23 protein-coding genes and 1 tRNA gene are annotated in these 25876 nt (G+C 66.1%); 11 read left to right on the top strand and 13 right to left on the bottom strand.

Going from position 1 to position 25876, the window contains the following annotated elements; all coding sequences use genetic code 11:
* Positions 1-13: 13 nt before the first annotated feature.
* From AC5Y46_RS19590 to AC5Y46_RS19545, 10 genes are all read right to left on the bottom strand, one after another.
* Positions 14-1492, bottom strand: coding sequence for an MCE family protein (locus AC5Y46_RS19590; RefSeq protein WP_499992553.1), 1479 nt, complete (start codon positions 1490-1492; stop codon positions 14-16).
* On the bottom strand, positions 1492-2616 hold the full coding sequence (locus tag AC5Y46_RS19585) for an MCE family protein (protein WP_499992552.1): 1125 nt from the start codon (positions 2614-2616) through the stop codon (positions 1492-1494). Before AC5Y46_RS19585 ends, AC5Y46_RS19590 begins: the two co-directional genes overlap by 1 nt.
* On the bottom strand, positions 2613-3917 hold the full coding sequence (locus tag AC5Y46_RS19580) for an MCE family protein (RefSeq protein ID WP_499992551.1): 1305 nt from the start codon (positions 3915-3917) through the stop codon (positions 2613-2615). The genes AC5Y46_RS19585 and AC5Y46_RS19580 overlap by 4 nt, the downstream gene beginning before the upstream one ends.
* Positions 3914-5083, bottom strand: coding sequence for a virulence factor Mce family protein (locus AC5Y46_RS19575; RefSeq protein ID WP_499992550.1), 1170 nt, complete (start codon positions 5081-5083; stop codon positions 3914-3916). The genes AC5Y46_RS19580 and AC5Y46_RS19575 overlap by 4 nt, the downstream gene beginning before the upstream one ends.
* Positions 5080-6120, bottom strand: coding sequence for an MCE family protein (locus AC5Y46_RS19570; protein ID WP_499992549.1), 1041 nt, complete (start codon positions 6118-6120; stop codon positions 5080-5082). Before AC5Y46_RS19570 ends, AC5Y46_RS19575 begins: the two co-directional genes overlap by 4 nt.
* Positions 6117-7385, bottom strand: a complete 1269-nt coding sequence (locus AC5Y46_RS19565; protein WP_499992548.1) for an MCE family protein — start codon at positions 7383-7385, stop codon at positions 6117-6119. The genes AC5Y46_RS19570 and AC5Y46_RS19565 overlap by 4 nt, the downstream gene beginning before the upstream one ends.
* Positions 7386-7390: 5 nt before the next feature.
* On the bottom strand, positions 7391-8209 hold the full coding sequence (locus AC5Y46_RS19560) for an ABC transporter permease (RefSeq protein WP_499992581.1): 819 nt from the start codon (positions 8207-8209) through the stop codon (positions 7391-7393).
* Positions 8210-8238: 29 nt separating this feature from the next.
* The gene (locus AC5Y46_RS19555; protein ID WP_499992547.1) at positions 8239-9006 is read right to left on the bottom strand and encodes an MlaE family ABC transporter permease; all 768 of its coding nucleotides are present in this window, start codon (positions 9004-9006) and stop codon (positions 8239-8241) included.
* Positions 9007-9251: 245 nt separating this feature from the next.
* Entirely contained in the window at positions 9252-11144 is a 1893-nt protein-coding gene (locus AC5Y46_RS19550) for a family 2A encapsulin nanocompartment cargo protein cysteine desulfurase (RefSeq protein WP_499992546.1), read from the bottom strand.
* Entirely contained in the window at positions 11131-12054 is a 924-nt protein-coding gene (locus AC5Y46_RS19545) for a family 2A encapsulin nanocompartment shell protein (protein WP_499945776.1), read from the bottom strand. The genes AC5Y46_RS19550 and AC5Y46_RS19545 overlap by 14 nt, the downstream gene beginning before the upstream one ends.
* Positions 12055-12416: 362 nt before the next feature.
* Here AC5Y46_RS19545 and AC5Y46_RS19540 point away from each other — a divergent pair, with 362 nt between their 5' ends.
* The 8 genes from AC5Y46_RS19540 (at position 12417) to AC5Y46_RS19505 (ending at position 18708) form a co-directional block, all read left to right on the top strand.
* Entirely contained in the window at positions 12417-13691 is a 1275-nt protein-coding gene (locus AC5Y46_RS19540; protein WP_499992545.1) for a thioester domain-containing protein, read from the top strand.
* Between the two features lie 10 nt (positions 13692-13701).
* Positions 13702-14634, top strand: a complete 933-nt coding sequence (cysK, locus tag AC5Y46_RS19535; RefSeq protein ID WP_499945773.1) for a cysteine synthase A — start codon at positions 13702-13704, stop codon at positions 14632-14634.
* Positions 14635-14636: 2 nt separating this feature from the next.
* On the top strand, positions 14637-15332 hold the full coding sequence (gene cysE / locus AC5Y46_RS19530) for a serine O-acetyltransferase (protein ID WP_499992544.1): 696 nt from the start codon (positions 14637-14639) through the stop codon (positions 15330-15332).
* 34 nt (positions 15333-15366) lie between these two features.
* Complete coding sequence (locus AC5Y46_RS19525) at positions 15367-15789, top strand: thioredoxin family protein (protein WP_499992543.1); 423 nt, start codon at positions 15367-15369, stop codon at positions 15787-15789.
* Positions 15789-16241 carry a DUF4395 domain-containing protein gene (locus tag AC5Y46_RS19520; RefSeq protein WP_499992542.1) on the top strand — a complete coding sequence of 151 codons (453 nt, stop codon included), beginning with the start codon at positions 15789-15791 and terminating at the stop codon, positions 16239-16241. Before AC5Y46_RS19525 ends, AC5Y46_RS19520 begins: the two co-directional genes overlap by 1 nt.
* Positions 16242-16446: 205 nt before the next feature.
* Positions 16447-16728: an ANTAR domain-containing protein gene (locus tag AC5Y46_RS19515; RefSeq protein WP_499992541.1), complete on the top strand. Its 282-nt coding sequence runs from the start codon at positions 16447-16449 to the stop codon at positions 16726-16728.
* Positions 16729-16919: 191 nt separating this feature from the next.
* The gene (locus AC5Y46_RS19510) at positions 16920-18185 is read left to right on the top strand and encodes a molybdopterin-dependent oxidoreductase (protein ID WP_499992580.1); all 1266 of its coding nucleotides are present in this window, start codon (positions 16920-16922) and stop codon (positions 18183-18185) included.
* Position 18186: 1 nt separating this feature from the next.
* On the top strand, positions 18187-18708 hold the full coding sequence (locus AC5Y46_RS19505; protein WP_499992540.1) for a hypothetical protein: 522 nt from the start codon (positions 18187-18189) through the stop codon (positions 18706-18708).
* A gap of 1 nt (position 18709) precedes the next feature.
* Here AC5Y46_RS19505 and AC5Y46_RS19500 read toward each other — a convergent pair.
* A tRNA-Asn gene (locus tag AC5Y46_RS19500) sits at positions 18710-18782 on the bottom strand.
* 164 nt (positions 18783-18946) lie between these two features.
* Between AC5Y46_RS19500 and AC5Y46_RS19495 the strand changes: the two genes are divergently transcribed.
* Positions 18947-19219 (top strand): hypothetical protein, encoded by a 273-nt coding sequence (locus AC5Y46_RS19495; RefSeq protein ID WP_499992578.1) that lies wholly within the window; start codon positions 18947-18949, stop codon positions 19217-19219.
* 4 nt (positions 19220-19223) lie between these two features.
* On the opposite strand, the gene dnaG is transcribed toward AC5Y46_RS19495, so the two are convergent.
* A complete protein-coding gene (dnaG, locus tag AC5Y46_RS19490; protein ID WP_499992539.1) occupies positions 19224-21194 on the bottom strand; it encodes a DNA primase in 1971 nt (656 codons plus the stop codon).
* Positions 21195-21240: 46 nt separating this feature from the next.
* Entirely contained in the window at positions 21241-22500 is a 1260-nt protein-coding gene (locus AC5Y46_RS19485; protein ID WP_499992538.1) for a deoxyguanosinetriphosphate triphosphohydrolase, read from the bottom strand.
* A 203-nt stretch (positions 22501-22703) separates the two neighbouring features.
* Between AC5Y46_RS19485 and AC5Y46_RS19480 the strand changes: the two genes are divergently transcribed.
* A complete protein-coding gene (locus tag AC5Y46_RS19480) occupies positions 22704-23651 on the top strand; it encodes an esterase family protein (RefSeq protein WP_499945262.1) in 948 nt (315 codons plus the stop codon).
* A 61-nt stretch (positions 23652-23712) separates the two neighbouring features.
* Positions 23713-25710: a TPM domain-containing protein gene (locus tag AC5Y46_RS19475; RefSeq protein WP_499992537.1), complete on the top strand. Its 1998-nt coding sequence runs from the start codon at positions 23713-23715 to the stop codon at positions 25708-25710.
* Positions 25711-25876 lie beyond the last annotated feature (166 nt).

The following is a 25876-nucleotide window of genomic DNA, read 5'->3' as shown; positions in this document are numbered from 1 at the left end:
GGTCCGGGTGTGCCTAGGATGTCGGCACCAGCAGCGCCTGCCAGTTCTTGGCACGTGGGTGCGCCAAATCGGCTTCGGTGTAGCGGTGTCCGTCGGGACCCACGTAGTCGCCGGAGGCCGGGTCGTAGGTCGCCACCGCGATCGGCGCGGGTGCCGACGGTGGTGGCGCGGTGCCCCGCGGCGGTGGAAGCCGCGGGTCTTGCCCCGGCGGGTATTGCGGTACGCCCTGCCCACTGGTGGTTGCGTTCGGGTCGCCCTTCCAGTTGTAGCCGTCGTTGAGCGGGACGTACTCTTCGTCGCTTTCGCACAGCTCGACGGTCGGCGCACGTTTCCACGGCTTGGTCTCACACGGAATGTTGCGCGCGCCACGAACATTGAGCTCGGAGTCCTGCGGCAGTCGGCAATACAGTTCCGCGGCCGGGCGGTCCGGGGCGTCCACGCTGGCCGGCGAGCGCCGCTGGGTGGGCGGCAGGAAGCCGGTGGTGCAGGGCGGCGGCAGGTTCATGTTGAGGTTGAAGTCCAGATAGAAGCCCTTGTAGTCCTGTTTGGTGCCGACGTTCGGCACCAGGGACCCCGCCATGACCGCGATGCCCTGGGGCAACAGGACCAGGATCTGTTCGATGTCGTGGCGGTAGACGTAGGCGATGTCACCCAGGCTCACCAGGTTGGCGAACAGCACCGGCACGGCGGGCGCGACCCGGTCGAACATCGCTCGGCCCTCTTCCAAACCGGAACTGCCCTGCGTCAACAGATCTCGCAGCGCCGCGTCCTGCGCCTGGAACTGCGCGGTGATCGCTGCGGTCCGATGAGCCCAGGTGGCGATCGCGTCCGATGTCTGCACCTGGGAGTTCAGCACCGGCGGGGCCTGGTCGATCAGCGCCGACAACGGCTCCACGGTTCGGCCTCCGGCGATAGCCAAAACCGTTGACCCGTCCACGATTCGGGACAGCTCCGGCCCGAGCCCGCCGACACCCCGGTTGGCCTCCTCCATCACGGTGCGCAGGTTCTCCCGCGGAATCGCTTGCAGCGCACGGTTCGTCATGTCCAGCAGCCGCCCGATGTCGACGGGCACGTCGACCCTTCCGGCGGGGATGACGTCGCCGGCACGCAGCAGCCGGGATTGTCGTCCGTCTCCGCCCGACCGCGGGGTCAACTCGATGTACTGCTCGCCGATCGCCGAGCGGCTGTGCACCGAGGCTTGGACCTCGGCCGGCACTTTGACGCCGGATCTCATGGCCAGCACCGCCCGCACCCCGGTGGCGGTGACGTTGACCGACCTGACCTGGCCCACGTCGGTGCCGCGATAGGTGACGACGGAGTTCTCGTAGAGTCCGCCGGACTGCGGCAGGTCGACGCTGACGCTGTACTCACCGATCCCGAACAGCGTCGCGGGAAGCTTCATGTAGTCGAATGCCATTGCGCCACAGGAGATCAACGTCACCACCGACAGCACAGCCAGCTGGATCCAGGTCTTGCGGTTCAGGCGCAACATCAGTATCCCTCGAAGTGGTAAGGGAACGTCAGCGGGTTCCCGCCGGTGACCGGGCTGGGTTGCATGCCGATGGTGCGCCCCCACTGCAGTTCGAGCTGGGTGAGATTGCCTTCCCAACGGGAACCGGTGAAGATGCCGGTGTCGATGCGGCTCAAGGTGAGGTCGACGATCATCGTCAAGTTGGCATAGTCGCCCCGGAACCAGTTGGTCACCGTCGACGTCGGCCAGGGGTAGGTCGCCAACCCGTCCAGTCCCTTGGTGAGCGCCGGTCCGGCGTCGGCAAGTCGCCGCAAGACCGGTGCGATCTGACGCAGGTTGTTCACCAAGGACTCTTTGCTCTGACGAACCGTGTCGGCGGCGATGGCGCTGAACTTGCCGAGCTGGTCGATAGCGTCGGCGATCTGGGTGCGCTCCCTGGCCAACACCGCGAGCGCTTGGGGCACCGTCGTCAGGGCCCGGTCCACCACCGCGTCCTTGGCGGCGAACTGACCCGCCAGGGAGTTGAGATTCTCGGCGGCAGCGATGATGTCGTCGGTCTGCTCGTTGGTGCCGGCGATGAACTCGTCGAGCTGGCGCAGCAGGCTGCGCATGTCGTTCTCCCGGCCGGCGAAGGCTTTCGCGACCGCCTGGGTGATCTCCTGAAGCTGGTTCAGGCCGCCGCCGTTCAACAGGATCGACACCGAGGCCAGGGTTTGCTCGGTGGTCGGGTACATGCTCGCGTGCGCCAGCGGGATGACCGATCCGTTGCCGAGTTGGCCGACCGGCGGCTCGTCTTTGGGCGCTGCGAGTTCGATGTGCATCGAGCCGAGCAGGCTGGTCTGTCCGATCTTGGCTGTGGAATTGGCCGGCAGGTGGACATCGCCGTTGATCCGCATCGTCACCAGCGCGTGCCAGTCCTGGACCTCGATCTTGGTGACGTTGCCGATGTTGACGTCGTCCACCCGAACTCGGGTGTTCTCTTGGATATTCACCACATCGGGCAGTTGGGCCTGAATGGTGTAGGAGCCCGGTCCGTCGCCGGAAGTGCCGGGCAACGTCAGTGAATTCAGCCCGTGCCAGTCGCCGCATCCGGGCAGTACGGACAGGCACGCGACGCTGAGCGCCGCGATGACGGCGCGCCTCATGACGCCGGTCCTTGCGGAACCATCAGGCCCTGCAGCCCCAGCCTCGGATCGACGACCGTCGGTGCCGGTTGCTCAGCCGGTAACGGTGGCGGCGGCGGGGCCGCCTCGGGTGTGGGTGGGCCGCCGGGGCGCAGCCTGTCTTCGCTGTAGGTGATCTCACCCGGGCGGGCCTGCGGTCCGACGAACGGGTTGATCCCGGCCGGAATGTAGTTGTAGATGCGATTCTTGATGATCGGCTCGACGTACTGCAGGCACAGCTTCGAAACTCGGTCCAGTCCACGCCGTGACGCCGCTTCGATTGAGCTGCAGATCCATTGGGGGATGTCGGCGAAGTTGTTCAACGCGATGATGCCCGTCATCGCGCCCTGCGCGGGCTGGTAGATGTTCATGAAGTTCTGGAACACCGTCGGGACCACATGCAGAATCTGTTTGATGTCGGCGCGGCTGTCGTTCAGCGCCGTCGTCACCGAACTCAGCCGATCGAAGGTCACTCCGATCGACTCCCGGTTCTCCGCCAGGAAGCCGCGCAGATCCGCCAGCGCCCCGTCGAGACCCTGCACCGCGTTGGCGACCTCGTTGGGCGAGTTGGACAGGATCGTGGTGACGCTGGCCAGGTTCTGGTTGAACGCGGCCAGCAGATCGCTGCTGGAGTACAGCGCAGAAACGAGAAGTTGCAGGTTGCGCACCGTGCTGAAGATGTCGTCGGCGTGATCGCCGAGCGCCGAAAGCGCCGCGGACAGCTTGATGATGGTGTCGCGGGCGGTGTCGCCTTCGCCGCGCAGGTTGTCCGCGGTCGAGTTGACGAACTCCCCCAACGAGTTCACTCCGCCAGGGCCCGGTTGCAGGGATTCGGTGAGCTTTTCCAGCTGTTTGCGGAAATCGTCCCACTCGACCGGAACCGCGGTGCGGCTCAGCGGGATCGAGGCTCCGGCAGTTAGTTTCGGTCCCCCGGCGTAGACGGGGACGAGCTGGATCGCCCGTGAGGTGACCAGTGAGGGCGACAGGATCGCCGCGCGCGCGTCGGCCGGGATCGCGTACTGCTTGTCCACGGAGAACGTCACTTTCGAGCTCGCCGGTTGCGGCTCGATGTTGTCGATGGTGCCGACGGCGACGCCGAGGATCCGTACTTCGTCGCCGACGAAAAGACCGTTCGCATTAGCGAAATACGCGGAGTAGGTGCTCTTGTCGACTTGCTTCCACAGTTGTTTGCCGACCAGAAAGGACGCGAGCGCCAGGATCACGACCAGGCTGACACCGGTGACTTTGCGCACTGTGCTGCGCGCGTTCGGGGGAATGGTCACGATCCCCCCGTTGCGGCAGGCGCGGGCTCGGGCGGCGGGCCCGGGGCGGGTCCGGGAGATGGAGGTTGCGACCACAGCGGCACGGGCGCGAGTTCCGGTGGTACGGGCGGAGATCCGGTCGGTGGATCGACCGCCTCCGAAGGAAGATGCTGGTTTGGGTCCAGATACCGGTCATACATCCGGGAGTCGAGGATCGGTCCGCTGAGCTGACCCGGAATCAGGTTGGCCACATAGGCTTTGAAGAAGGGACCCGACCCCAGCACCTCCCCGAAGGACATTGCGTAACGCTTGAACTTGGGCAGGGTTCGCTGAATGTCTTCCTTGCGGTTGTCGAGTATTTCGAGCACGCCGTTGAGCTTGTCCAGCGCCGGCTTGAGTTGTGCACGGTTATCGTCGACCAATCCCGAGATCTGGTGTGAGACCGCGGTGATGCTGTTCATCAACGCGTCGATCGAGCTGCGTTCCTGAAGCAGCGCCGCCAGTAGCGTGTTGGAATTCGATACCAGGCCGGCGATCTGCTGGCTGCGTCGGCCCAACACGCCGGCAACGTTGTTGGCATTGGTCAGCAGGCTGCGCAGCTGGGCGTCCCGATTGTTCAAGGTGTCGGAGAATCGCGCGACGCCCTCCAGCGCGGGCTTGAGGTTGGGCGGTGTGTCGCGCAACGTGTCAGCCAGCGTCGTCAGGGCCGAGGACAGTTGGGTGGTGTCGAGCCCGCTGATCTGAGTTGTCAGATCGCCCAACGCATCCGGCAGGTCATAGGGTGACGTGGTGCGTTCCAGCGGGATGGTGTTCTTCAGCCGTCCGCCGCCGCGCGGGGTCAGCTCGAGCATCTTGGAGCCCAGGATGGTCTCGGTCTTGATGGCCGCTTCCGTGCGTTCACCCAGCTCGACGCTTTTGCGGACGGTGAAGCCCACCCGGACTTTGGTGCCCTCCAGACGGATGTCGGAGACCCGGCCGACACCGACGCCCGAAACCCGCACCTGGTTGCCGGCTTTGATGCCGCCGGCCTCGGAGAAGTAGGCCGCGTGGTTGTCGTAGCCGTTGACGAACGGCAGCTTGTTGTACTGAAAGGCGACGAACACCACCAGGATCAGGATGACTGTGCCCATCACCCCCAAGACGAACGGGCTGCGGTTCTTGCCCGGCTTGCCCCTGAAACGGCTCATTGCGGTGTGCACCGCCCACTGGGCTGACTCAGCAGTTTGACGTAGATGGGGTTGCCGCCCTTGCCGTTGAGTTTGAGCAGCACCTCGCAGAAGTAGAAACCGAAATAGTCGCCGTTGAGGCCCTGCCGAGACAGCACTTGGTACACGTCGGGCAGGCTGTGGATCAGGTGGTCGACATAGTCGTGATCGGCCATGACTTGCCCGGCCATGCGGTCGGTCTCGCGCACCACGTCCTTGATCGGTTGGCGTGCCTGGACGAGTAGGTCGGCGATCGACCCGGCTGCCGCGTTGACGTAGGCCAGCCCGGTGGAGATGTCGGTCTTACGCTGCGAAAGCCCGTCGACGAACTCGGCGAGTTTGTCCAAGCCGTCGGAGAATTCGTGGTCGCGCGCGGCGAAGGTGTGCAGCACGGTGTTCAGGTTGGCGATCAGGTCACCGATCAGTTCGCTACGCCCGGCCAACGTCGAGGTCAGCGACGCGGTCTGGGCCAGCACCGAGGACAGAGTGCCGCCCTGTCCCTGAAAGATCCGCAGCAGCTGGCCCGACAGCGCGTTGACCTGTTCGGGGTCCAGCGCGCGGAACAACGGGCGGAAGCCGCCGATCAGCACGTCGATGTCCAGGGCCGGCGATGTCCGTGCCAGCGGGATCGTGCCACCCGGCGCCAGTCGGTGCGGCGATCCGGCGCCCTCCTCCAACGCCAGGAAACGGTCACCGATCAGGTTCTCGTAGCGCACCACCGCGCGGGTGCCCTCGGTGAGCCGCAGACCCTTGTCGACGGCGAAATCGATGCTGACCGTGCCGTCGCGATGCAGGGTGATGTCGCCGACCTTGCCGACCTCCGCACCGGCAATGCGGACGAAGTTGCCGGATTTCAGGCCGGAGATGTTGGTGAACACCGCGTGATAGTCGGTGCGATCCTCGAAACGGAACTGTCCGAATACCGTGACCAGAGCGAACGTGAACACCAGGCACACCACGGTGAACATTGCGACGCGTGCCCAGAGTTTGAATGTGCCGGGTCTTTTCTCTTGACTCATGGCGGCGGTTGCCCCCGGCGGTAGAAGTAGCGCGGCGGTTCCGGCGGGTTCTTGGTGGTCGGGAAGTAGTTGGACCACCAGGGATTACCTACCGCGAGGTTGGTGCGAATCTCGTTGGGCTCGGTGCCCCATCCGGTGTCGGTGACCAGCGCACGCACCGGGTAGTTGGCGCTCGGGTCAGGCAGCGACCCACAACTGGGTTTGCCACCCGGACCGCCGGTGGCATTGACCTTCGGCAGGTGCTTGGGGTACCGGTACGGGTCGTCGCCGAACAACAAGCCGGCATCCATGATGAACGAATATCCGTTGCCGCCCAACGTGTCCCGACCGCCGTGCTCCACATACCACTGCGAACCCTGGAACAGGCACGTGTAGGTCGGGGAGTACATGTCCAACAGCCTGGTGGTCGGGTCGAGCAGGTTGATGGCTCGGACGATGTTGGTTTCGTTGCGGCCGATGACGCTGATACCGGTCTGGCTGAACCCGATGGCCGACATCAGCATCGCGTCCAGCGACTGCTGGTTTTGGGTGAGGGTGGCACTGGTCGTGGTCGCGGAGTCGAGAATCGACAGGATGTCTTGCGCCGCAGTGGAATAGACAGCGGTGGTCCTGCCGAACAGCTTCCAGTCTTCGTGGATTGTCGGCAACCGGGGATTGACCGCCAGCAACAGATTGTTGGAGTCGGTGATCGCCTGCCCGATCCGATCGCCCTTGCCGCGCACCGATTGTGCGAACGCCGACAGGATCGCGTTCAGCTTTGCCGGATCGATGGCCTGAACCAGCGACTGCAGATTCTCGAATACGGTGTTGACTTCGACGGTCACGTTCCGGGAGTGCAGGACCGCACCGGGCCTCAACCCGGCCGGGCTGGGGTGCTCGGGTGCGATCAAGTCGACGTACTTGGAGCCGAACGCGGTCGTCGACTTGATCTCTGCTTCGACGTTGCCGGGTAGGTACTTGAAAGCGTCCGGTTGCATCTTCAGTTTCAGCTTGGCCTTTTTGGCGTCGGTGCCGATCGCCTCGACCTGGCCGACTTGCACGCCGCGAAACTTGACCTTGGCGCCCTGTTCCATCACCAGTCCCGCGCGGTCCGACACCAGGGTCAGCGGGACCGAGGGCTGGAGTTTGCCGGAGAACATGCCCATGGTCATCGCGATCAGGCCTGCGAGCACCAGGAACAGAATCGGTGCGTACCAGATCGGATCGACCCTGCTGGCGCGGACCCTGTTCGCCCTCGAGGCTCCTCGGTATTTGTCGTCGCTCATACCGGCTAGCCCGAGAGGTTGAAGTTGCCGTGCTGGCCGTAGACGGACAGCGAAATCATCAGACAGACAAAGGCTGTGACGATCATCGAGGACCGCACCGACCGGCCGACCGCTTCCCCGACACCGGCCGGCCCGCCGGCCGCGGTGAAGCCGTAGTAGGTGTGCACCACCATCACGCCGGTGGCCATCGTCAGCGCCGACAAGAACGACCACAGCAGATCGACGGGATGCAGGAACGTCGAGAAGTAGTGCTCATAGACGCCGCGGGACTGGCCGTAGACCGAGATCGTCAGGAACTTGGCCGCGATGAACGAGGCCAGCACCGCCACCGCGTAGAGCGGAATGACAACCAGGACACCGGCGATGATCCGCGTCGACGCGAGGTAGGTGATCGCGCGGATGCCCATCACCTCCAGCGCGTCGATCTCCTCGTTGATCCGCATGGCGCCCAGTTGCGCGGTGGCGCCCGCGCCGATGGTTGCGGCCAATGCCAAGCCGGCCGTGCACGGCGCGATCATCCGGACGTTCAGGAACGCCGACAGGAAGCCGGTCATCGCCTCGACGCCGATGTTGGACAGCGAGTCGTAGCCCTGCACCGCGACCAGGGCACCGGTGGTCAGGGTGAGGAATCCGATGATGCCGACGGTTCCGCCGATAACCGCCAACGCGCCTGTGCCCATACCCATTTCGGCGATCAGCCGCAGCAATTCACCTGGGTAACGCCGTACCGCGTCGACGATGTTCACCAGTGAGCGCCCGTAGAACGCGGTCTGCTCACCCAACTTCCGGGTCGAGGCGCTCAGCCTCGGGCCGACGGTGGCCAACCAGGTCGATTCGTCGAACGTCGCGTCCGTCACTTGGCGGTCACTTTCACGCCGAGCGCGGTGGTCAAGATGTTGATGAAGAACAGCGCCATGAACGAGAACACCACGGTCTCGTTCACCGCACTACCCACACCGGCGGGACCGCCGCCGGACGAAAGCCCTTTGTAGCACGCGATCAATCCCGCGGAGATGCCGAACAGCGTTGCCTTGATGAGGGAAATCACCACCTGCGGCAACCCGACGAGCAGCGTCATTCCGGCCACGAACGCTCCCGGCGTGACGTGCTGGATGTACACCACGAAGATGTAGCTGCCCACCAAACCGGTGACCGAGACCACCGAGAAGAGCAGCACCGCAACGAAAGTGGCGGCAATCAGGCGCGGAACCACCAGCGCCTGAACGGGATTGACGCCGATGACTTGCATCGCGTCGATTTCCTCGCGGATCTTGCGCGCGCCCAGGTCGGCACACATGGCGGTGGAGCCGGCGCCGGAGACCACCATCGCGGTAACCACCGGACCCACCTGCGTCACCGACGCAAGTCCCGCGCCGGCCCCTGACAGGTCCCCGGCACCGATCTCGACCAGCAGGATGTTCAGCACGAACACGATCAGCACCGTGTACGGGATCGACAGCATGATGGTGGGGAAAATCGAGACCCGGGCCACGAACCAGATCTGCTCGAGGATCTCCCGCCAGTTCCACGGCCGTCGCACCAGGACCAGGAAAGTTTCGGCGCAGAAACTGAAGAACTCACCCAGCGCGTTCATCGGCTTTGCGAAAGTCGTTGCGTTCATGGTTCTGCTCACCCCCCCGGATTGATCGATGTGTGCGTGCGGCCCAGCACAATTACGCCCACGCCACAAGAAGAGTCGCGATGGTGCGTAATTCGTTGTCCGACAATGCATTCACGGCATCTGCAGGCGACGGCGGACCACCCCGCCGGAATGCAGATAGAGTCATGTCGCGAGCTTACGAGCCGCCCAATTGCGTTCCGAGGTTTGCAATCAGCCGGAAAGAAAAGGTGGAGCGGGCGCGGGATTCAGCCTACGTTCGCGCCGCCTTCGGCGATGCGACGGACCGCCCGCAGGAAGACGTCGATCTCCTCGTGGGTGTTGTAGAACGCGAACGAGGGACGGACGGTCGCCTCCAAACCATAGCGGCGCAGGATGGGTTGCGCACAGTGATGTCCGGCACGCACCGCGATGCCCTCGGCGTTCAGCGCCTTGCCCACCTCGAGTGGTTCGTGCCCGGCCAGCACGAACGACAGCACACTGGCCTTCTCCTGAGCCGTGCCGACCAGGCGCACTCCCGGGATGTCCGCCAATCGGGGTGTCGCATACTCCAGCAGCGCGTGCTCGTAGGCCGCGATCCGCTCGATGCCGACCCGCTCGATATAACGGATCGCCTCCCCCAGCCCGACCGCATCGGCGATATTGCCGGTGCCGGCCTCGAACTTGTTGGGCAGTCCCTGATACAGCGATCGCTCCAGCGTGACGTCGGCGATCATGTTGCCGCCGCCCTGCCACGGTGGCGTCTCGGCTAGCGCCTCCTCGGACCCGTACAGCACCCCGATCCCGGTGGGGCCGTAGATCTTGTGGCCGGAGAAGGCGAAGAAGTCCACGCCGAGTTCGGCGACGTCAATGGGCAGATGCGGGATCGACTGAGCGCCGTCGACCAGCACCCGCGCCCCGTAGCGGTGACCCAACTCGACGATCTTCTCCACCGGTGTCACCGTGCCGAGGGCGTTGGAAACCTGGGTCGCCGCAACCAGTTTGGTCTTCGGGCCGAGCAGGTCCTCGAACTCCGAGAGCAGCAGATTGCCCGCCTCGTCGACCGGCGCGACCTTTAACACCGCTCCGGTGGCTTGCGAAAGAAGTTGCCAGGGAACGATATTGGCGTGGTGCTCCAAGTGCGTGATGACGATCTCGTCACCGGGCCCCAGGTGCTTCCCGCCCCAGGCGTAGGCCACCAGGTTGATGGCCTCGGTGGTCCCCCGCACGAAGATGTTCTGCTCGACCTTCGGCGCGCCGATGAAGCGCCGTATCGTCTCGCGGGCCTCCTCGTAGGCATCGGTGGCCCGCGCCGCCAGCTCGTGTGCGGCACGGTGGATGTTGGAGTTCTCGTGGGCGTAGAAGTACGCCAGCCGGTCGATCACCACCTGAGGTTTCTGGGTGGTGGCGGCGTTGTCGAACCAGATCAACGGCTTACCGTTGACCGTCTCCTGCAGGATCGGGAAGTCCGCCCGCACCGCGTTGACGTCGAAAACCTCGTGCTCGTCCGGAAACAGCGGTACCGGCTCGACGTCTCGGGGGCGGGTCAGGAAGTAGTAGTTCGCTTCGTCACCGGCCGGTGCCTGCACCGGTGTGTCGGACCAGCGCAGGTCAGCGACCGACGGCGCCTCGGCTGGCCAACTCGGCGCCGAGCCGCGGGGGGCCACCGGCACGGTCGGTGAAGCACCGGCCAGCACGCCCGGCACCGTCGGCACGATGCCCGAAGCCGGGACGGCGAAAGCGCTGAAGTCACCGACGCCGGGCGGCAGGTACGGATCCCCTGCTGCCGCGGGGGCCTGGGCCGCCGTCGGTGCCGCTGTCGAATCCGGCAGGTTGCCGCGCGGAGCCACCGGCACCGCCTGCGGCGGTATGACCTCTGGTCCCGGCGAGCTCGGCGCCGGGACATAGATGTCAGAGAACGCCAACGCTGGCACGCCGGAAGTCAGCGGGTCAGACGTGCCGATCACCGTTCGTGCCGCAGACGATGCAGCCGTCGTATCCGGCACATTCCCACGAGGGGCGACGGGCGAGGTCTGCGGTGGGCTGTCGGGTCCCGGACGGATGCTGGCCGCGTACAGCTGGCTGGCCAGCACGGCGAGTTCCGTAGCGCTGACCGGCAATTCGCTTTCGGCGTCTACCGAGCGGTACTCACTTGTACTCATGGAACTGGTCCACGGCGACGTCGTCGAGCACGGCAAGTGCGTCGTCGGTCAGGACAGCCAAAGACGTGTACAACGTGACCAGATAGGTGGCGATCGCGGACTTGTTGATGCCGGTGAACCGCACCGACAGGCCCGGCGCCTGCTCCCCGACCAGACCGGGCTGGAACAGACCGACCACCCCTTGGCGTTCCTCGCCGGTGCGCACCAGGATGAACTTGGTCTTGCCGTCCTCGACCGGCACCTTGTCCGACGGGATCAGCGGAATGCCCCGCCAGGTGATGAATTGGGCGCCGAACAGACTCACCACCACCGGCGGCACACCGCGGTAGGTGGCCTCGCGACCGAACGCGGCGATGCCCAGCGGGTGGGTCAGGAAGAAGCTGGGCGTCTTCCACACCTTGGTGATCAGCGCGTCGAGGTCGTCTGGGGTCGGGGCGCCGACCAGAGTCTGGATGGTCTGCTCCGGAGTCACCTGAGCCAGCAAACCGTATTCCGGGTTGTTGATCAGTTCGGACTCTTGACGCTCTTTGATCGTTTCGATGGTCAGCCGCAACTGCTGCGCGATCTGGTCGTGCGGGCTGGAGTACAGGTCGGAGACGCGGGTGTGGACGTCGAGCAGCGTCGAGATGCTGCGCAGCGTGTACTCGCGCGGACTGGTCTCGTAGTCGACGTACGTCTCGGGCAGCGGCTCGTCGATACTGGCTCCGGCCTCGGCTTTGACCGCGACCTGCTCGGGGTTGACCACCCGGTTGACTCGGTAGATGCCGGCTTCTACCGGCACCCAGCCCAGCAGGTGCAGCAGCCACCGCGGCGTGATCGTGGAAAGCTGGGGAACAGTCTTCGTCGCATTGGCAAGCTGCCTGGCAGCAAGATCGCCCAGGGACTGAGACTCGTTTTGAGCCGTAGTCATCGTCGTCCTTCCTCGCAAAGTCCGATCACGCTGAATATCTGTATGAGTTCAATCGAGCCAGGCTCATCCTGCCGTACCGGGAAGCCTGGCGCCCGCCGAGAGTAAGTGACCCGGCAATCGCACACAAACCTTTAACCACGCGTGAACCGAATGGTCGGAAAAGGGCGATGCCCTATAGTGGGACGCATGCAACAGGCCTACCAGCCGCGCCTCGTTCCCTCGCGCTGCTTTGGCATGCCGTCTTGTTGTTGTTGATCTTCTGAGCCCGCAGTAATCCTCGCGCTCCCCTGCCCGCGGTTGTGACAGACCGCCCTGTGGCCCGGCGATGCGCGGCTCGAATTCCTCGGAAAGATCACCTGCCCATGACTTTGCTGTCTGCTCCCAGCCGTGCGCTACCCGAGTTGGCTGTCCGTCGTCGCGTCCGGGTGCGCCCCACCGCCGAGCCCAGCCGCATGATGCGGTACCGAGGCGGCACCTACTCCCACACCGTCGACCGGATCGTGTTCACCGACGGGACCACCGCGCGTACCGACCTGATCCGGCTCAACCCGAACCTGCGGGCGTACTCGCTGGACTTCACCGGCATCGCCCCGCACCAGCCGTCGCGGTACCGGCTGGACAGCTGGTCGGCGCTGCCGCACCTGCACGCCCGGGACTGTGAAGCCGAAGTGGACTGGATCTTGCGTCACTCCTACCCACTGCGCTCGGTCGCCGAACTCAGCGAGCAACTACGGGCGGCCGGCTATCCGATGGGGTCGGCCAACATCAGCGAACACGAAGCCATCGCCGGCACGCAGGCCGCGGTCTGGTACTTCACCAACGGCCTGTCCTTGGACACCCGGCCACTCAACGCGCCCATCGCCGTGCATCGCTCGGACTCGGCGCTGACCTTCGAATTCGACGGCCACCCTCAACTCGGCGGTTTCTCGTTGTCGGCGGCTGCAGACCATCCCGCCGCCGTCGAGCTGCAGAAGTCGGTAGACGGCCGGACATGGCAGCCGGTGTCCGGCTCCCGGCTGACCATCGACCCGGGCAAAGGCCGATATCGGCGCACGCTCGGCGTGGGCAGCACGGTCTCGACCAGCAGCCACGGCAGAGGCCGACGAGGCTACCGCTACTACCGGCTGATCAGCGCAGCGGGGAATGCGCCCACCATCGATCAGGTGGATTTCTGGCTGAGCGGGTCCCGGCACCACCGCAATGCCGACCGCATCGTGCACCTGTACAACTACCTGCTCGCGGGAGCGTATGCCGCGCCCCGCGACGCCGACCTACCCCCGCTCGTCGATGCGGACGCCCTCGTCGAACCCGAACTGATCGGGCCGTTCCAGGTGGCCGTCCCGATGAGACTGAACGCCGAGGACCCGCACGGCATCGTCGACGCCGACGGCTTCACCTTCGACGGCGCGGTTGGGCCGGGAACGGATTTCTACCTTCGTCGCATCCCCGGCGCATCCGCAATAACATTGACCGCGTCCACCCCACACATCGGGGGCGGACGGGTACTGACGGGTGTGGCCATGGAAGAACCAGCTCAGCGGTTCACCCCGGTCGCCCTGACCGTGCCCACCGAACTGACCATCGAATTCGACATCAGCTGGGACGAGACGTGGCCCTTTCCGAAGGCCGACATTTGAGAGAAGGCAGATGAGCATCGCGGAGAACATCACACAACTGGTCGGCAACACACCGCTGGTCCGACTGCGCAGGGTGACCGACGGTGCGGTGGCCGACGTCGTCGCCAAGCTCGAATCGTTCAACCCGGCGGGCAGTGTGAAAGACCGCATCGGCGTGGCGATGCTGGATGCGGCCGAGCAGGCGGGCTTGATCAACGAGGACACCATCATCCTCGAGCCCACCAGCGGAAACACCGGCATCGCCCTGGCGATGGTGGCCGCGGCGCGCGGCTACAAGCTGGTGCTGACCATGCCGGACACGATGAGCATCGAGCGGCGAATCCTGTTGCGCGCCTACGGCGCCGAACTCATCCTCACTCCCGGATCCGAAGGCATGCCCGGTGCCATCGCCAAGGCCGAGGAACTCGCCAAGACCGATCAGCGGTACTTCATTCCGCAGCAATTCGAAAACCCGGCGAACCCTGCCGTGCACGCGGTCACCACCGCCGAGGAGGTCTGGAAGGACACCGACGGCAAGATCGACATCTTCGTCTCCGGGATCGGAACCGGCGGCACCATCACCGGTGTCGCGCAGACCATCAAAGAGCGCAAGCCATCGGTCCAGTTCGTCGCCGTCGAGCCGGCTGCGTCGCCGGTGCTGTCCGGCGGTCAAAAGGGGCCGCACCCGATCCAGGGCATCGGCGCGGGGTTCGTCCCGGCGGTGCTCGACATGGGCCTTGTCGACGAGGTCATCACGGTCGACAACGACGACGCCCTCGACCTGGCCCGGCGCCTGGCCAAGGAGGAAGGACTGCTGGTCGGTATCTCCTCGGGCGCTGCGGTCGCGGCCGCCCTCGAACTGGCCCGCCGACCCGAGAACGCCGGGAAGTTGATCGTCGTCGTGCTGCCGTCGTTCGGTGAGCGGTACCTGAGCACCGTGCTGTTCAAAGATCTGAGCGACTAGCCATGCTGGCGGCGATCCGGCGCGACATCAAGGCGGCCAGGGACCGCGACCCGGCCAACCCGACCGTGCTGGAAGTCGTCTTTGCCTACCCGGGCGTGCACGCCGTATGGGGGCACCGGGTCACCCACTGGTTGTGGCTGCGCGGCGCGCGCCTGCTGGCCCGGACGCTGGCCGAAGTGAACCGCATCCTGACCGGCGTCGAGATTCATCCGGGTGCCGTGCTCGGACCGGGCCTGTTCATCGACCACGCGACCGGCGTGGTGATCGGGGAGACCGCCGAGGTCGGCGAGGACGTGACGATTTTCCACGGGGTCACCCTCGGCGGCACCGGCAGTGAAACCGGGAAACGTCACCCCACGGTCGGCGATCGGGTGACCATCGGCGCCGGAGCCAAGGTGCTGGGCGCGATCAAGATCGGCGACGACAGCCGGATCGGCGCGAACTCCGTCGTCGTCAAGGAAGTCCCGGCAAGCGCGGTCGTGGTCGGGGTACCCGGGCAGATCGTCAGCCGTCCCGGTCCCGCCAGCGAGGACGAATCCAAACTGCCCGACCTGGTCGGCGCCAGCCTCAAATCGCTGCTGACCCGGGTGGCGAGATTGGAGTCGCGAAGCACCGGCAAGCAGAACGGCCAAGCGGCCGAACGCGTCATCCGTCCCCCCGAGGCCGGGGTCTGGTACGGCGAGGATTTCTCCATCTAGGGAATATCGCGCTGCGGAAAGTGTTGGTGTGCTGGTGAGTTCTGCTGTGATCGCGGCGATCGCGGGCGTCGCGGCGTTGGGCGGTGCCGGCGTGATCGGCGCGCTGGTCAATCGCCGGTCGGGCGTGTTGCGCAGTTCGTCGGTTGGCGGGCAAGACAATTCAGATCTTGGCCTGTCCGAGACCGGGCCGACGGTGGTGCATTTCAGCGCGGACTGGTGTGGCCCGTGCGCGGCGGTGCGTCGCGTGGTCGACCAGGTATGCGCCGAGTTGCCCGATGTGGCGCATGTCGAGTTGGACATCGACGCCAATCCCGGTCCGGCCAAACGACTTTCAGTGCTGTCACTGCCCACCACCTTCATCTTCGACTCCGACGGCCGGCAGCGGTTCCGCACCGCCGGGGTGCCGAAGGCGGCCGACCTACAGACGGCCTTGCAGCCCTTGAGAGGAGCACATTGATGTCGTCGCCGACAAACCAGGTCGACGTGCGCGGTCCCCGCTTTGCGGCGTGGATCACCACGACGGTTCTGGTCTCGACGTTGGTCCTGTCGGTCTTCAGCCAGCCTGCCGCGGCGGCGCTGCTGGGCGCCCAGGCCGTCGTCTTCGCGCTGAGCGCGTTGCGCGGTCCACGCAGCAGCCCTTACGGATTGCTGTTCGCCAAACTGGTCGCGCCGCGGCTGAGCCCGGTCAGTGAACGTGAACCGGTGCCGCCGTTGAAGTTCGCGCAGTTGGTCGGGTTGATCTTCGCCGTCATCGGCGTGATCGGCTTCGTGGCCGGGCTGACGCTGGTGGGACTCGTCGCAACCGCGTTCGCCCTCTTCGCGGCGTTTCTGAATGCGGCCTTCGGCATTTGCCTGGGTTGCCAGCTCTACCCGCTGGTCGCCCGATTCCGTCGGGCACCCGCGGCGTAGCGACCGCCCGCTTACTCGGCCCTGGTCTTTAAATCCACTGTGAGGCAAACACTTTGAATCAAGTCGACTCTTTGCCGATGCCCTATAGTGGAGACATGCCTCAGTCCGTGCGGCCGTGCCGCTGTCGCCTCCGTTGATCATCTGCTTCCCATTCGCTTCGTCTCGCCGTGTGCGACATGGCAATTCCAGAAGGGTTCGACGACTGATGACCGAAAGTCTGCGCACAGCAGTATCGATCAGTGACGGCCGGCACGAAGCGACCCGCGCGCTCGACACGGCGGTCGGGATTCTCGTGGGATGGCGCCGGTGCGATAGCTATGCCGCATTCCGGGAATTGGTGGCCGCCGGCCAGAGACATCAGGTCCCCGTCTTCGCGCTGGCGGCCGCCTTGGTGAAGCTGGCCAGCGGCGAAGCGGACAGCCAGTCCGCCGGTTCGGCCGCGCAGCTGGCCGCCGAGCGGGAGTGGGGCGCGCACCTGCTGGTCTAGCAGGCAGCCGTTTGGAAATTCGGGTGCGGGCAATCCGTCCGGCGACCAGCATCGAATAACGGTCGACTGCACCGACGACGAACGGCACCGTATTGGCCGATCCCAAGCACGAAGCCGCCAAAGCCAACTCGGCTTTCGAGCGCGATACGAGCAACCGGCGTTATGGGTTTCCCGCTCCGCTGTGGCGCGCGCTGGAACGTCATCCCCCGCGCGGGACGCGCCTGCTGCACCGATGGCGAAGCCCGTTGCGGGGGCCGTGGCTGACGTCGGTGTTCGGCTTGGCGCTGCTCGTCGGACTGCCGCTGGTGATCCTGACCGGTCTGCTGTCCTACATCGCGTACGCCCCCCAATTCGGCCAGGCCATCCCCAACGACGTGGGATGGCTCAAGTTACCCACCTTCGATTGGCCCACCCGACCCCCGTGGCTGTACCGCTTGACCCAAGGCGTGCACGTCGGTCTGGGCCTGGTCCTGATCCCGGTGGTGCTGGCCAAACTCTGGTCGGTGATTCCGCGGCTCTTCGCCTGGCCACCGCTGCGTTCGTTCGCGCAACTGCTGGAGCGGCTGTCATTGTCGATGCTGGTGGGCGGGATCCTGTTCGAGCTGGCTACCGGAGTGTTGAACATCCAGTACGACTACATTTTCGGCTTCAGCTTCTACACCGCCCACTACTTCGGGGCGTGGGTCTTCATCGCCGGCTTCGTGATCCACGTGCTGATCAAATGGCCGAAGATGCTGTCCGGCTTGCGGTCTCGTTCGTTCCGTACGGTGCTGCGCACCTCGCGGGCCGACACCCGCCCCGAGCCGCACGACGCCGACGGGCTGGTCGCCGCCAATCCCGCCCCGGCCACGCTGAGTCGACGCGGCGCGCTGGCTATGGTCACCGGCGGCGCACTGTTCGTCGCGGTCCTCACCGCCGGCCAGACCGTGGGCGGCTTCACCCGCGGCGCGGCGCTGCTGTTGCCGCGGGGACGCAGCCGCGGCGACGGACCCAATGATTTTCAGGTCAACCGGACCGCCGCGGCCGCGGCGATCACCCCCGCCGACACCGGCCCCGATTGGCGACTCACCGTGCGCGGCCCGTCGGGTCAAGTGCTGCTGGACCGGGCTGACCTGGAAGCCATGCCGCAGCACACCGCCGAGTTGCCGATCGCCTGCGTGGAGGGCTGGTCGACAACCCAGAGGTGGAGCGGAGTTCGGCTCCGCGATCTGGCCGCCCTGGCCGGGATGCGCGGTCCGGCGCGGGCCACGGTGCGGTCACTCGAGCGGGTCGGGGCATTCAACCAGGCGGTCCTACAGGCCAACCAGGTGAGAGATCGCGACTCGCTGCTGGCCCTTCGGGTCAACGGTGTCGACCTGTCGCCCGACCACGGCTATCCCGCGCGCATCATCGTGCCCGCGCTGCCCGGGGTGCACAACACCAAGTGGGTGCGGTCCATCGAGTTCGGCACCGCCTGAAATGCGCGCCCGCATCGCCCGGTTCACCGCGTTCTACGGCGCTCATCCCCTGCATCTGCTGGGCACGGTCGCCGCGTGCGCGCTGGCCGGATACGTCGTGTCCGTGCTCGGGCCGCACGCCCTGTGGAATCCGGCGGTGTGGTGGCAATCGATCGGCGTCTGGTTCATCGCGGCGATCATCGCGCACGACCTGATCCTGTTTCCGCTGTACGCGCTGGCCGACCGCTCTCTGGTCAAAGCCGTTGCCGCCGTTCGGATTCGACGAGGTAGTCGGCCGGAAATCTCGCCGCTCAACTACTTTCGCGTGCCGACCTTGGCTGCGGGCCTCGCACTGCTGCTGTTCTTCCCCGGAATCATCCGGCAGGGCGAATCCAGCTACGTGGCGGCCACCGGTCAGGACCAGCAACCCTTCCTGGGGCGCTGGCTGCTGCTCGTCGCCGTCGTGTACGGGCTCAGCGCGCTGGCCTACGCCGCACGACTCGCCCGGCGCAAGCAGCCATCCGACGACACCGAGCAACCATAGGCTCCCCCGGAAGGACTCGAACCTTCAACCCTTCGGTTAACAGCCGAATGCTCTGCCAGTTGAGCTACAGGGGACTATCAGTCCAGCCAATCCTGGTGCTGATCGCGGGACGACTCTAGCGTACTGGCAGGGTCGCCCCCAACTAGAGGCCCCGGGAGCGTCGGCGCATCGGGCGCGCCGCTTCGCCACCGGATGAGGCAGGATGGAACCAATCGCACTTCGCTTCGGAGGGACCGCTTTGATCGGGTATGTCGCCGTGTTGGGACTGGGCTACGTGTTGGGCACGAAAGCCGGACGTCGACGCTACGAGCAGATTGCCGGCACCTATCGCGCCGTGACGTCGAGTCCGATAGCCAGATCGATGATCGAAGGGGGTCGTCGCAAGATCGCAAATCGGATCTCTCCCGACACCGGATTCGTCACACTGACCGAGATCGACGGCACCGCCGTCGTCGGCCGCGTCGAGGAACTCGAGTCGGACGTCGAACCGCAGGTGAACGCCACCCGCTGACGTCTCATGCCGTGAGATCGTCGCCGCTGGCCTGTTCCAGCAGGCTGCGGCGGTAGGCCTCCATCGCCACCAGGTCGCCGAACAAGGCGTGATACTCGTCGCCCTGTTCGATCGGCGACATACGCTGCAACTTCGACTTGACCTCCGCGATCTGGCGCCCCATCCACACTTCCTGCAGCCGGGCCAGCACCCCGGAGATGTAGCGCGGCAACTGCTCGTCGTCGGCCCGGATCGTCTCGACACCCAGTTCGCTGATCAGGCCGGCGATCGGCGCCGCGCTGGTCTGTTGGCGCACCATGTCCAACCATTGGGCCCCGCTGACACCGATCGCGGTGCCGCCCGCCGCCTCGATCGCGGCCCGCACGGCGGCGTAAGCCGGGTGCGTGAAGCTCTCCACGGTCAGCGTGTCGAACACCGGGCCGGCCAACGCGGGATACTGCAACGCCGATTTGAGAGCCTCACGCTGGGGCCACAGCGTCGGATCGCGCGGGTCCGGACGGGCGACGGCGGGTTGTGCGGCTCCGCCCTCAGCGGGGGTCTGAGCGGGCGACGTGCGTCGAGACGGCTTCGCCTGCGCCGCGGACCGGGCGGAGCCGCCGGATTTGCGGGCTTCGGCACGGACCCGGTCGATCACCTGCGCGACATCGTCCCAGCCGACCCAGCCGGCGAGCTGGCGCGCGTATTCGTCGCGCAGCGTGGGGTCCTTGATCCGGCCCACCATCGGCACGCAGCGACGCAGCCCGGCCACCCGGCCCTCGGCACTGTCCAGGTCCATCTCGCCGAGCGCGGTGCGAATCGCGAACTCGAACAACGGGGTTCGTCGCGCCACCAGGTCGCGCAGCGCGCCGTCACCGGAGCGCAGCCGCAGATCGCAGGGGTCCATGCCGTCGGGGGCGACCGCTACGAAGGACTGCCCGGCCAGGTTCTGTTCGCCGGCGAATGCCTTGAGCGCGGCGGCCTTGCCAGCCTCGTCACCGTCGAAGACGTAGATCAGTTCCCCCCGGAAGAAACTGTCGTCCATCATCAGCCGGCGCAGCATGGCCAGATGCTCGTCGCCGAACGCGGTGCCGCACGACGCGACCGCGGTGGTGACCCCGGCCAGGTGCATGGCCATCACGTCGGTGTATCCCTCGACCACCACGGCCTGATGCCCCTTGGCGATGTCGCGCTTGGCGAGGTCGATACCGAACATCACTGAGGACTTCTTGTACAACACCGTTTCGGGGGTGTTGACGTATTTGGCTTCCATCGGGTCGTCGTCGAACAGTCGCCGCGCACCGAACCCGATCACCTCACCGGCCGACGTGCGGATGGGCCAGAGCAGGCGCCGGTGGAACCGGTCGATCGGGCCGCGACGGCCCTGCTTTGCCAGCCCGGCCGCTTCCAGTTCCTTGAACTCGAACCCCTTGCGCTGCAGATGTTTCGTGAGTTTGTCCCAGCCTGACGGCGCGTAGCCGCAGCCGAACCGGCGGGCGGCCTCGGCGTCGAAACTGCGCTCGGTCAGATACTGCCGGGCCGGAGCCGCCTCGGCGGACTCCAGTTGCTCGGCGTAGAACGCGGCGGCGGCTGCGTTGGCCGCGATCAGCCTGCTGCGGCTGCCGCGGTCGCGCTGCACGCTGGTGGCCGAGCCGGTGTAGGTGATCGTGTGGCCGATCCGATCGGCCAACATTTCGACGGCTTCGACGAAATTGACGTGCTCGATCTTCTGAATGAAGGCGTACACGTCGCCGCCTTCACCGCAACCGAAGCAATGGAAGTGACCGTGGTTGGGGCGCACGTGGAACGACGGCGACTTCTCGTTGTGGAACGGGCACAGGCCCTTCAGCGAGTCGGCGCCCGCCCGCTTGAGCTGGACGTAATCACCGACGACGTCCTCGATCACGGCTCTTTCCCGGATCGCGGCGATGTCGCGGTCCGAAATTCTGGACCGACCGCCGGAACGGCCCGCATCCCTGGGGCCAGCCGGACTCGACACGGGCTCAGTCTAAGCCGTCGTCCCGACGGCGCGGGCACCGTTGCCGTCAGGATCGGCCGGCGTCGATGCGTTCCAGTCGTCCCTCGGTGTAGGAGGCGATCTGGTCGACGACGACCCGCAGGCGAGCGCCGTCTCCGGAGGCGGCGTTGAAGGCTGCGGCAAACATCGGGTCGAGGGTCTGCGGCGCCCCGGCCTGCAACCACTGGGCCACCCGGTGGATACGTTCGCGTTGCCGGGCCTGCGTTTCCAAATGCCGCGGATCGGACATGATGAATTGCAGCGCAAGGATTTTCAGTACCGCGACCTCGGCGCGGACCAGATCTGGGACATGCAGGTCGGCTCGGTAGCGCAGCAGCGGACCGGACCCAGCCGCCGCGCGGGTGGTGGCGATCGCGGCCGTAGCGAACCGGCCCACCAATTCACTGGTCAACCGCTTGAGTGCCACCGCCGCCGACAACGTGGCGTCGTACTTGCCGACCGCGGCAACCACCGGCAGCCGGGACAGCCGCCGCGCGGCCTGCATCAGGTCGTCGGCATCGACCTGGGCGAACTCATTCTCGCCCAGCTTGGCCAGCGCCGCCGCCTCGTCCTCGTCGGCGAGCACACGCAGATCGATGCGTTCGGAGACGACGCCGTCCTCGACGTCGTGCACCGAGTAGGCGACGTCGTCGGCCCAGTCCATGACCTGCGCCTCCAGGCATGTGCGACGATCCGGCGCACCCGCCCGTGCCCAGGCAGCCGCTTCGCGGTCTTCGTCGTAGAAGCCGTACTTGCGCTCGTTGTCACCGCGTCCCCACGGATACTTGGTGACCGCGTCCAGGGCCGCGCGGGTCAGGTTCAATCCTGCGCTACGCCCTTGCCCGTCAAGCACTTTGGGCTCCAGGCTGGTCAGGATACGGAAGTTCTGGGCGTTGCCCTCGAAACCGCCGTAGTCGGCGGCCACCTCGTCGAGCGCCCGCTCTCCGTTGTGCCCGTAGGGCGGGTGGCCGATGTCATGTGCCAGGCCGGCCAGCTCGACGAGATCGAGATCGCAGCCCAGCCCGATGGCCATCCCCCGACCGATCTGCGCCACCTCGAGCGAATGGGTGAGACGGGTGCGCGGAGTGTCGCCTTCCCGCGGACCCACGACCTGGGTCTTGTCGGCCAACCGGCGTAGCGCCGCGCTATGCAGCACCCGAGCCCGGTCGCGGGCGAAGTCGGTGCGGTGCTGACCCTCGGTGCCCGGCAGACCCGCACTCTTCGGCGCTTCGAGTACCCGCCGTTCGCGGTCGAAGTCGTCATAGGGGTCGGGCTGATCGGTGCTCACCGATCCACAGTCTGCCAGGGAAGATTCGCCTGGGTGACAATCGACGTCCCGCCGCGAAGGGAGACGACGTCTGCCGATTGAGGCCCCACCGGCCTGGGTACCACGTGCTGAACTGGGTCGGATCCAGATTGCGAAACAGCCGTGGGATGGACGACAGCGTCCACCCGCTTGCTGTTCTGGAGGTTTCAGAGGGGATCAGAGATATGAACGTGCGCAACAGACGTTGGATGCGTCGACTGTCGAGCGCGGCGGCGGTGGCCGCCGCACTACCGGGGCTGCTGGGAGTTGTCGGGGCCGAGCCGGCGGCGCGGGCCGCGGCGCCGGAGTTTCTGCAGGTCCCGTCGGCGGCGATGGGCCGCGACGTGACGGTGGAGTTTCAGCAGGGCGGGGCGCCGGCGGTCTATCTGCTCGACGGCCTGCGCGCCCGCGACGACCGCAACGGCTGGGATATCGAAACCAACGCCTTCGACGAATACAAGGGCTCGGGCATTTCGGTGGTCATGCCGGTCGGCGGACGGTCCAGTTTCTACGCCGACTGGTACGGGTCGGCAAACGGTGCCACCTACAAATGGGAGACATTCCTGACCAGTGAGTTGCCGGCCTATCTGGCGGGCAAGGGCGTCCGTAGCACCCGCAATGCCGTCGTCGGCGTTTCGATGTCCGGGTCGTCGGCGTTGATCCTGGCGGCCTATCACCCGGGGCAATTCGCTTATGCCAGTGCGTTGTCGGCATACCTCACGCCGTCCAGCGGTAACGGGCCGACGTTGATCAAGCTCGCGATGAACGACGAGGGCGGCTTCAATCCCGAGGACATGTGGGGGCCGTCGGGCGGGGCGGGTTGGCAACGCCACGATCCCACCGTGCAAGCCGGACGGCTCGCCGGTAACAACACCCGCCTGTGGGTTTACAGCGGCAATGGGAAGCCGTCGGAGTTGGGACAGGGCAGTATTCCGGGCACCGTGATCGAGCAGGTTGTGCTGCAGAGCAACGTCGACTTCAAGAACGCCTACACGGCTGCGGGTGGCCACAACGCCACGTTCAACATCGACGGCAGCGGCGTGCACAGTTGGGGATATTGGAACGCGCAGCTGGTGGCCATGAAAGCCGACATGCAGCGCACGCTGGGCGCTTCGGGGGGCGGACAGGCGTGACATTTCGGCGGGCAAGGACCGCAATCGCCAAGCACAACGTCACCGACGTTTAATTAGCGATATGCGCATCGCTCGCCTACTCGGCGTGATCCTGACGATCCTGGCAGTCGGCGGCGGGGTACTGCTACAGGCACCCCCCGCCGCCGCCCAGCCGCCGTTCCGACTGCCCGGCTACATCACCGACAAAGCCAACGCGCTCTCGGAGTCGGGTCGGGCCATGGTGACCTCGGCCACGATCAAGCTCTACGGGGACCGGCAGATCCGCTTGTGGGTCGTCTACGTCGACACGTTCTCCGGGCAGAGCGCGCAGAGCTGGGCCGAGCAGACCCGGCGGGCCAGCGATCTGCAGAGCAGCCAGGCGCTGCTGGCCGTGGCGACCACCGACCGCGCCTACGCCTTCCTGGTTGGCAACGCCGTGCCGGGTGTGAACGCGCGGCAGGTGGACGACTTGCGACGCAACCAGATCGAGCCCGCGCTGGCCAGAGGCGACTGGAGCGGCGCCGCCGTCGCCGCCGCCAACGGACTCAATGTGACGCCGAGCTCGACGGGCTGGGTGGTGCTGCTCGCCTTCCTCGCGGCTCTTGCGCTGGCCGTGCTGATCCTGTTGTGGGTGATGCGCCGGCGTGGCCGGCGGCGACGGGCCGACGCCTTGGCCGCGGCGCGACGGGTGGACCCCACCGATGCGACCGCTCTGGCCACGGTGCCGTTGGACATCCTCGACGAGCTGTCCCGGTCGAAGGTGGTGGAAGTCGACAACGCGGTGCGCACCAGCGCCAACGAACTCGCGCTGGCCATCGAAGAATTCGGCGAACAGCGGACCGCGCCGTTCACGCAAGCCTTGAACAACGCCAAAGCCGCACTGGCGCAGGCGTTTACGGTGCGTCATCAACTCGACGACAGCATCCCTGAAACCCCTGCGCAGCGCCGTGAACTGCTCACGCGCGTGATCGTTTCGGCCGCCAATGCCGACCGCGAGCTGGAATCTCAGACCGAAGCCTTCGAGCAACTCCGCGATCTGGTGATCAACGCGGCGTCCAGACTCGACGCCATGACGCAGCGATACGTCGAACTCACCACCCGTGTCGAGCCCGCGGCTCAACATCTGGTCGAGTTGCACCGGGAATTCGGTGCCACGGCGCTGGCTTCGGTCTCGGCCAACGTCGGCACCGCCAAGGAGCGCTTGGAGTTCGCCGACCGCAACATCGCCATCGCCCGCGAACTGGCCGGCCACGCGGTGAGCGGACAGCAGACGCGACTGGTGGACTCGGTGCGCGCCGCCGAAGCCGCGCTGGGACAAGCGCGTTCGCTGCTCGACGCGGTGGACAGCGCCGCCGACGACATCCGGCATGCCGTCCAGAATCTGCCGTCGGTGGTTGCCGACATCCAGACCGGCATCAAGCGGGCCAACGAGCAACTGCAGAAGTCGCAGGGCAACTCCTCGGCGCATACCAGCGAACTGATCGCCGCTCGCGATGCGGCGGCCCGCGCGCTGGACAGCTCGGGTGGTTCCCGGGGTACCGCCGATCCGTTGAGCGCGTTCGCGCAACTGAGTAAGGCAGACGCCGAACTTGACCGGATGGTGGCCACGGTGGCTCAAGAACAAGCCAACGCCGAGCGGCTCAGGCGCTCGCTCGAGCAGGCCATGTTCACTGCGGAGTCGCGAGTGCGCGCGGTGTCGGAATACATCGACACCCGACGTGGCAGCGTCGGCCCGGAAGCCAGGACTCGGCTTGCCGAAGCCAAGCGCCAGCTCGAAGCCGCACACGAAAGAAAGCCTTCCAGCCTCACCGACGCGATCGCCTACGCCAACGGGGCGTCGACACTGGCAGCCCAGGCGCAATCGCTGGCCAACGCCGACGTGCAGTCGGCACAGCGCGCCTACATGCGGCGCACGGACAGCGACACCGGAGCCATCCTCGGTGGCATCATCATCGGCGACCTGCTCAGCGGCGGCCTGCGGGGCGGATTCGGTGGCTGGAGCCCGACCTCGTTCGGAGGGTCGAGGTCCTCGGGAGGCTCATCCGGCGGCGGCTTCATGGGTGGCGGCGGCCGGTTCTGAAAGAACCCGAAAAAACTACGCACGCCCACTCACGGTGGATACCGCAAGTAGACGTGCGTAGTTGAGGTTCGCGGCGGACGCACCGACTAGCGGTGCGCCGCCGCAGAACCGGGTACTTCTCTCAGGCCCAGCTGGACCCGACGGCGCTGTCGGTCTGCGCCATGTT

The sequence above is a fragment of the Mycobacterium sp. NGS59 genome, assembly GCF_059812345.1.
The sequence above is the reverse complement of the archived record's forward strand: the minus strand, read 5'-3'. Positions and strand labels throughout refer to the sequence as shown.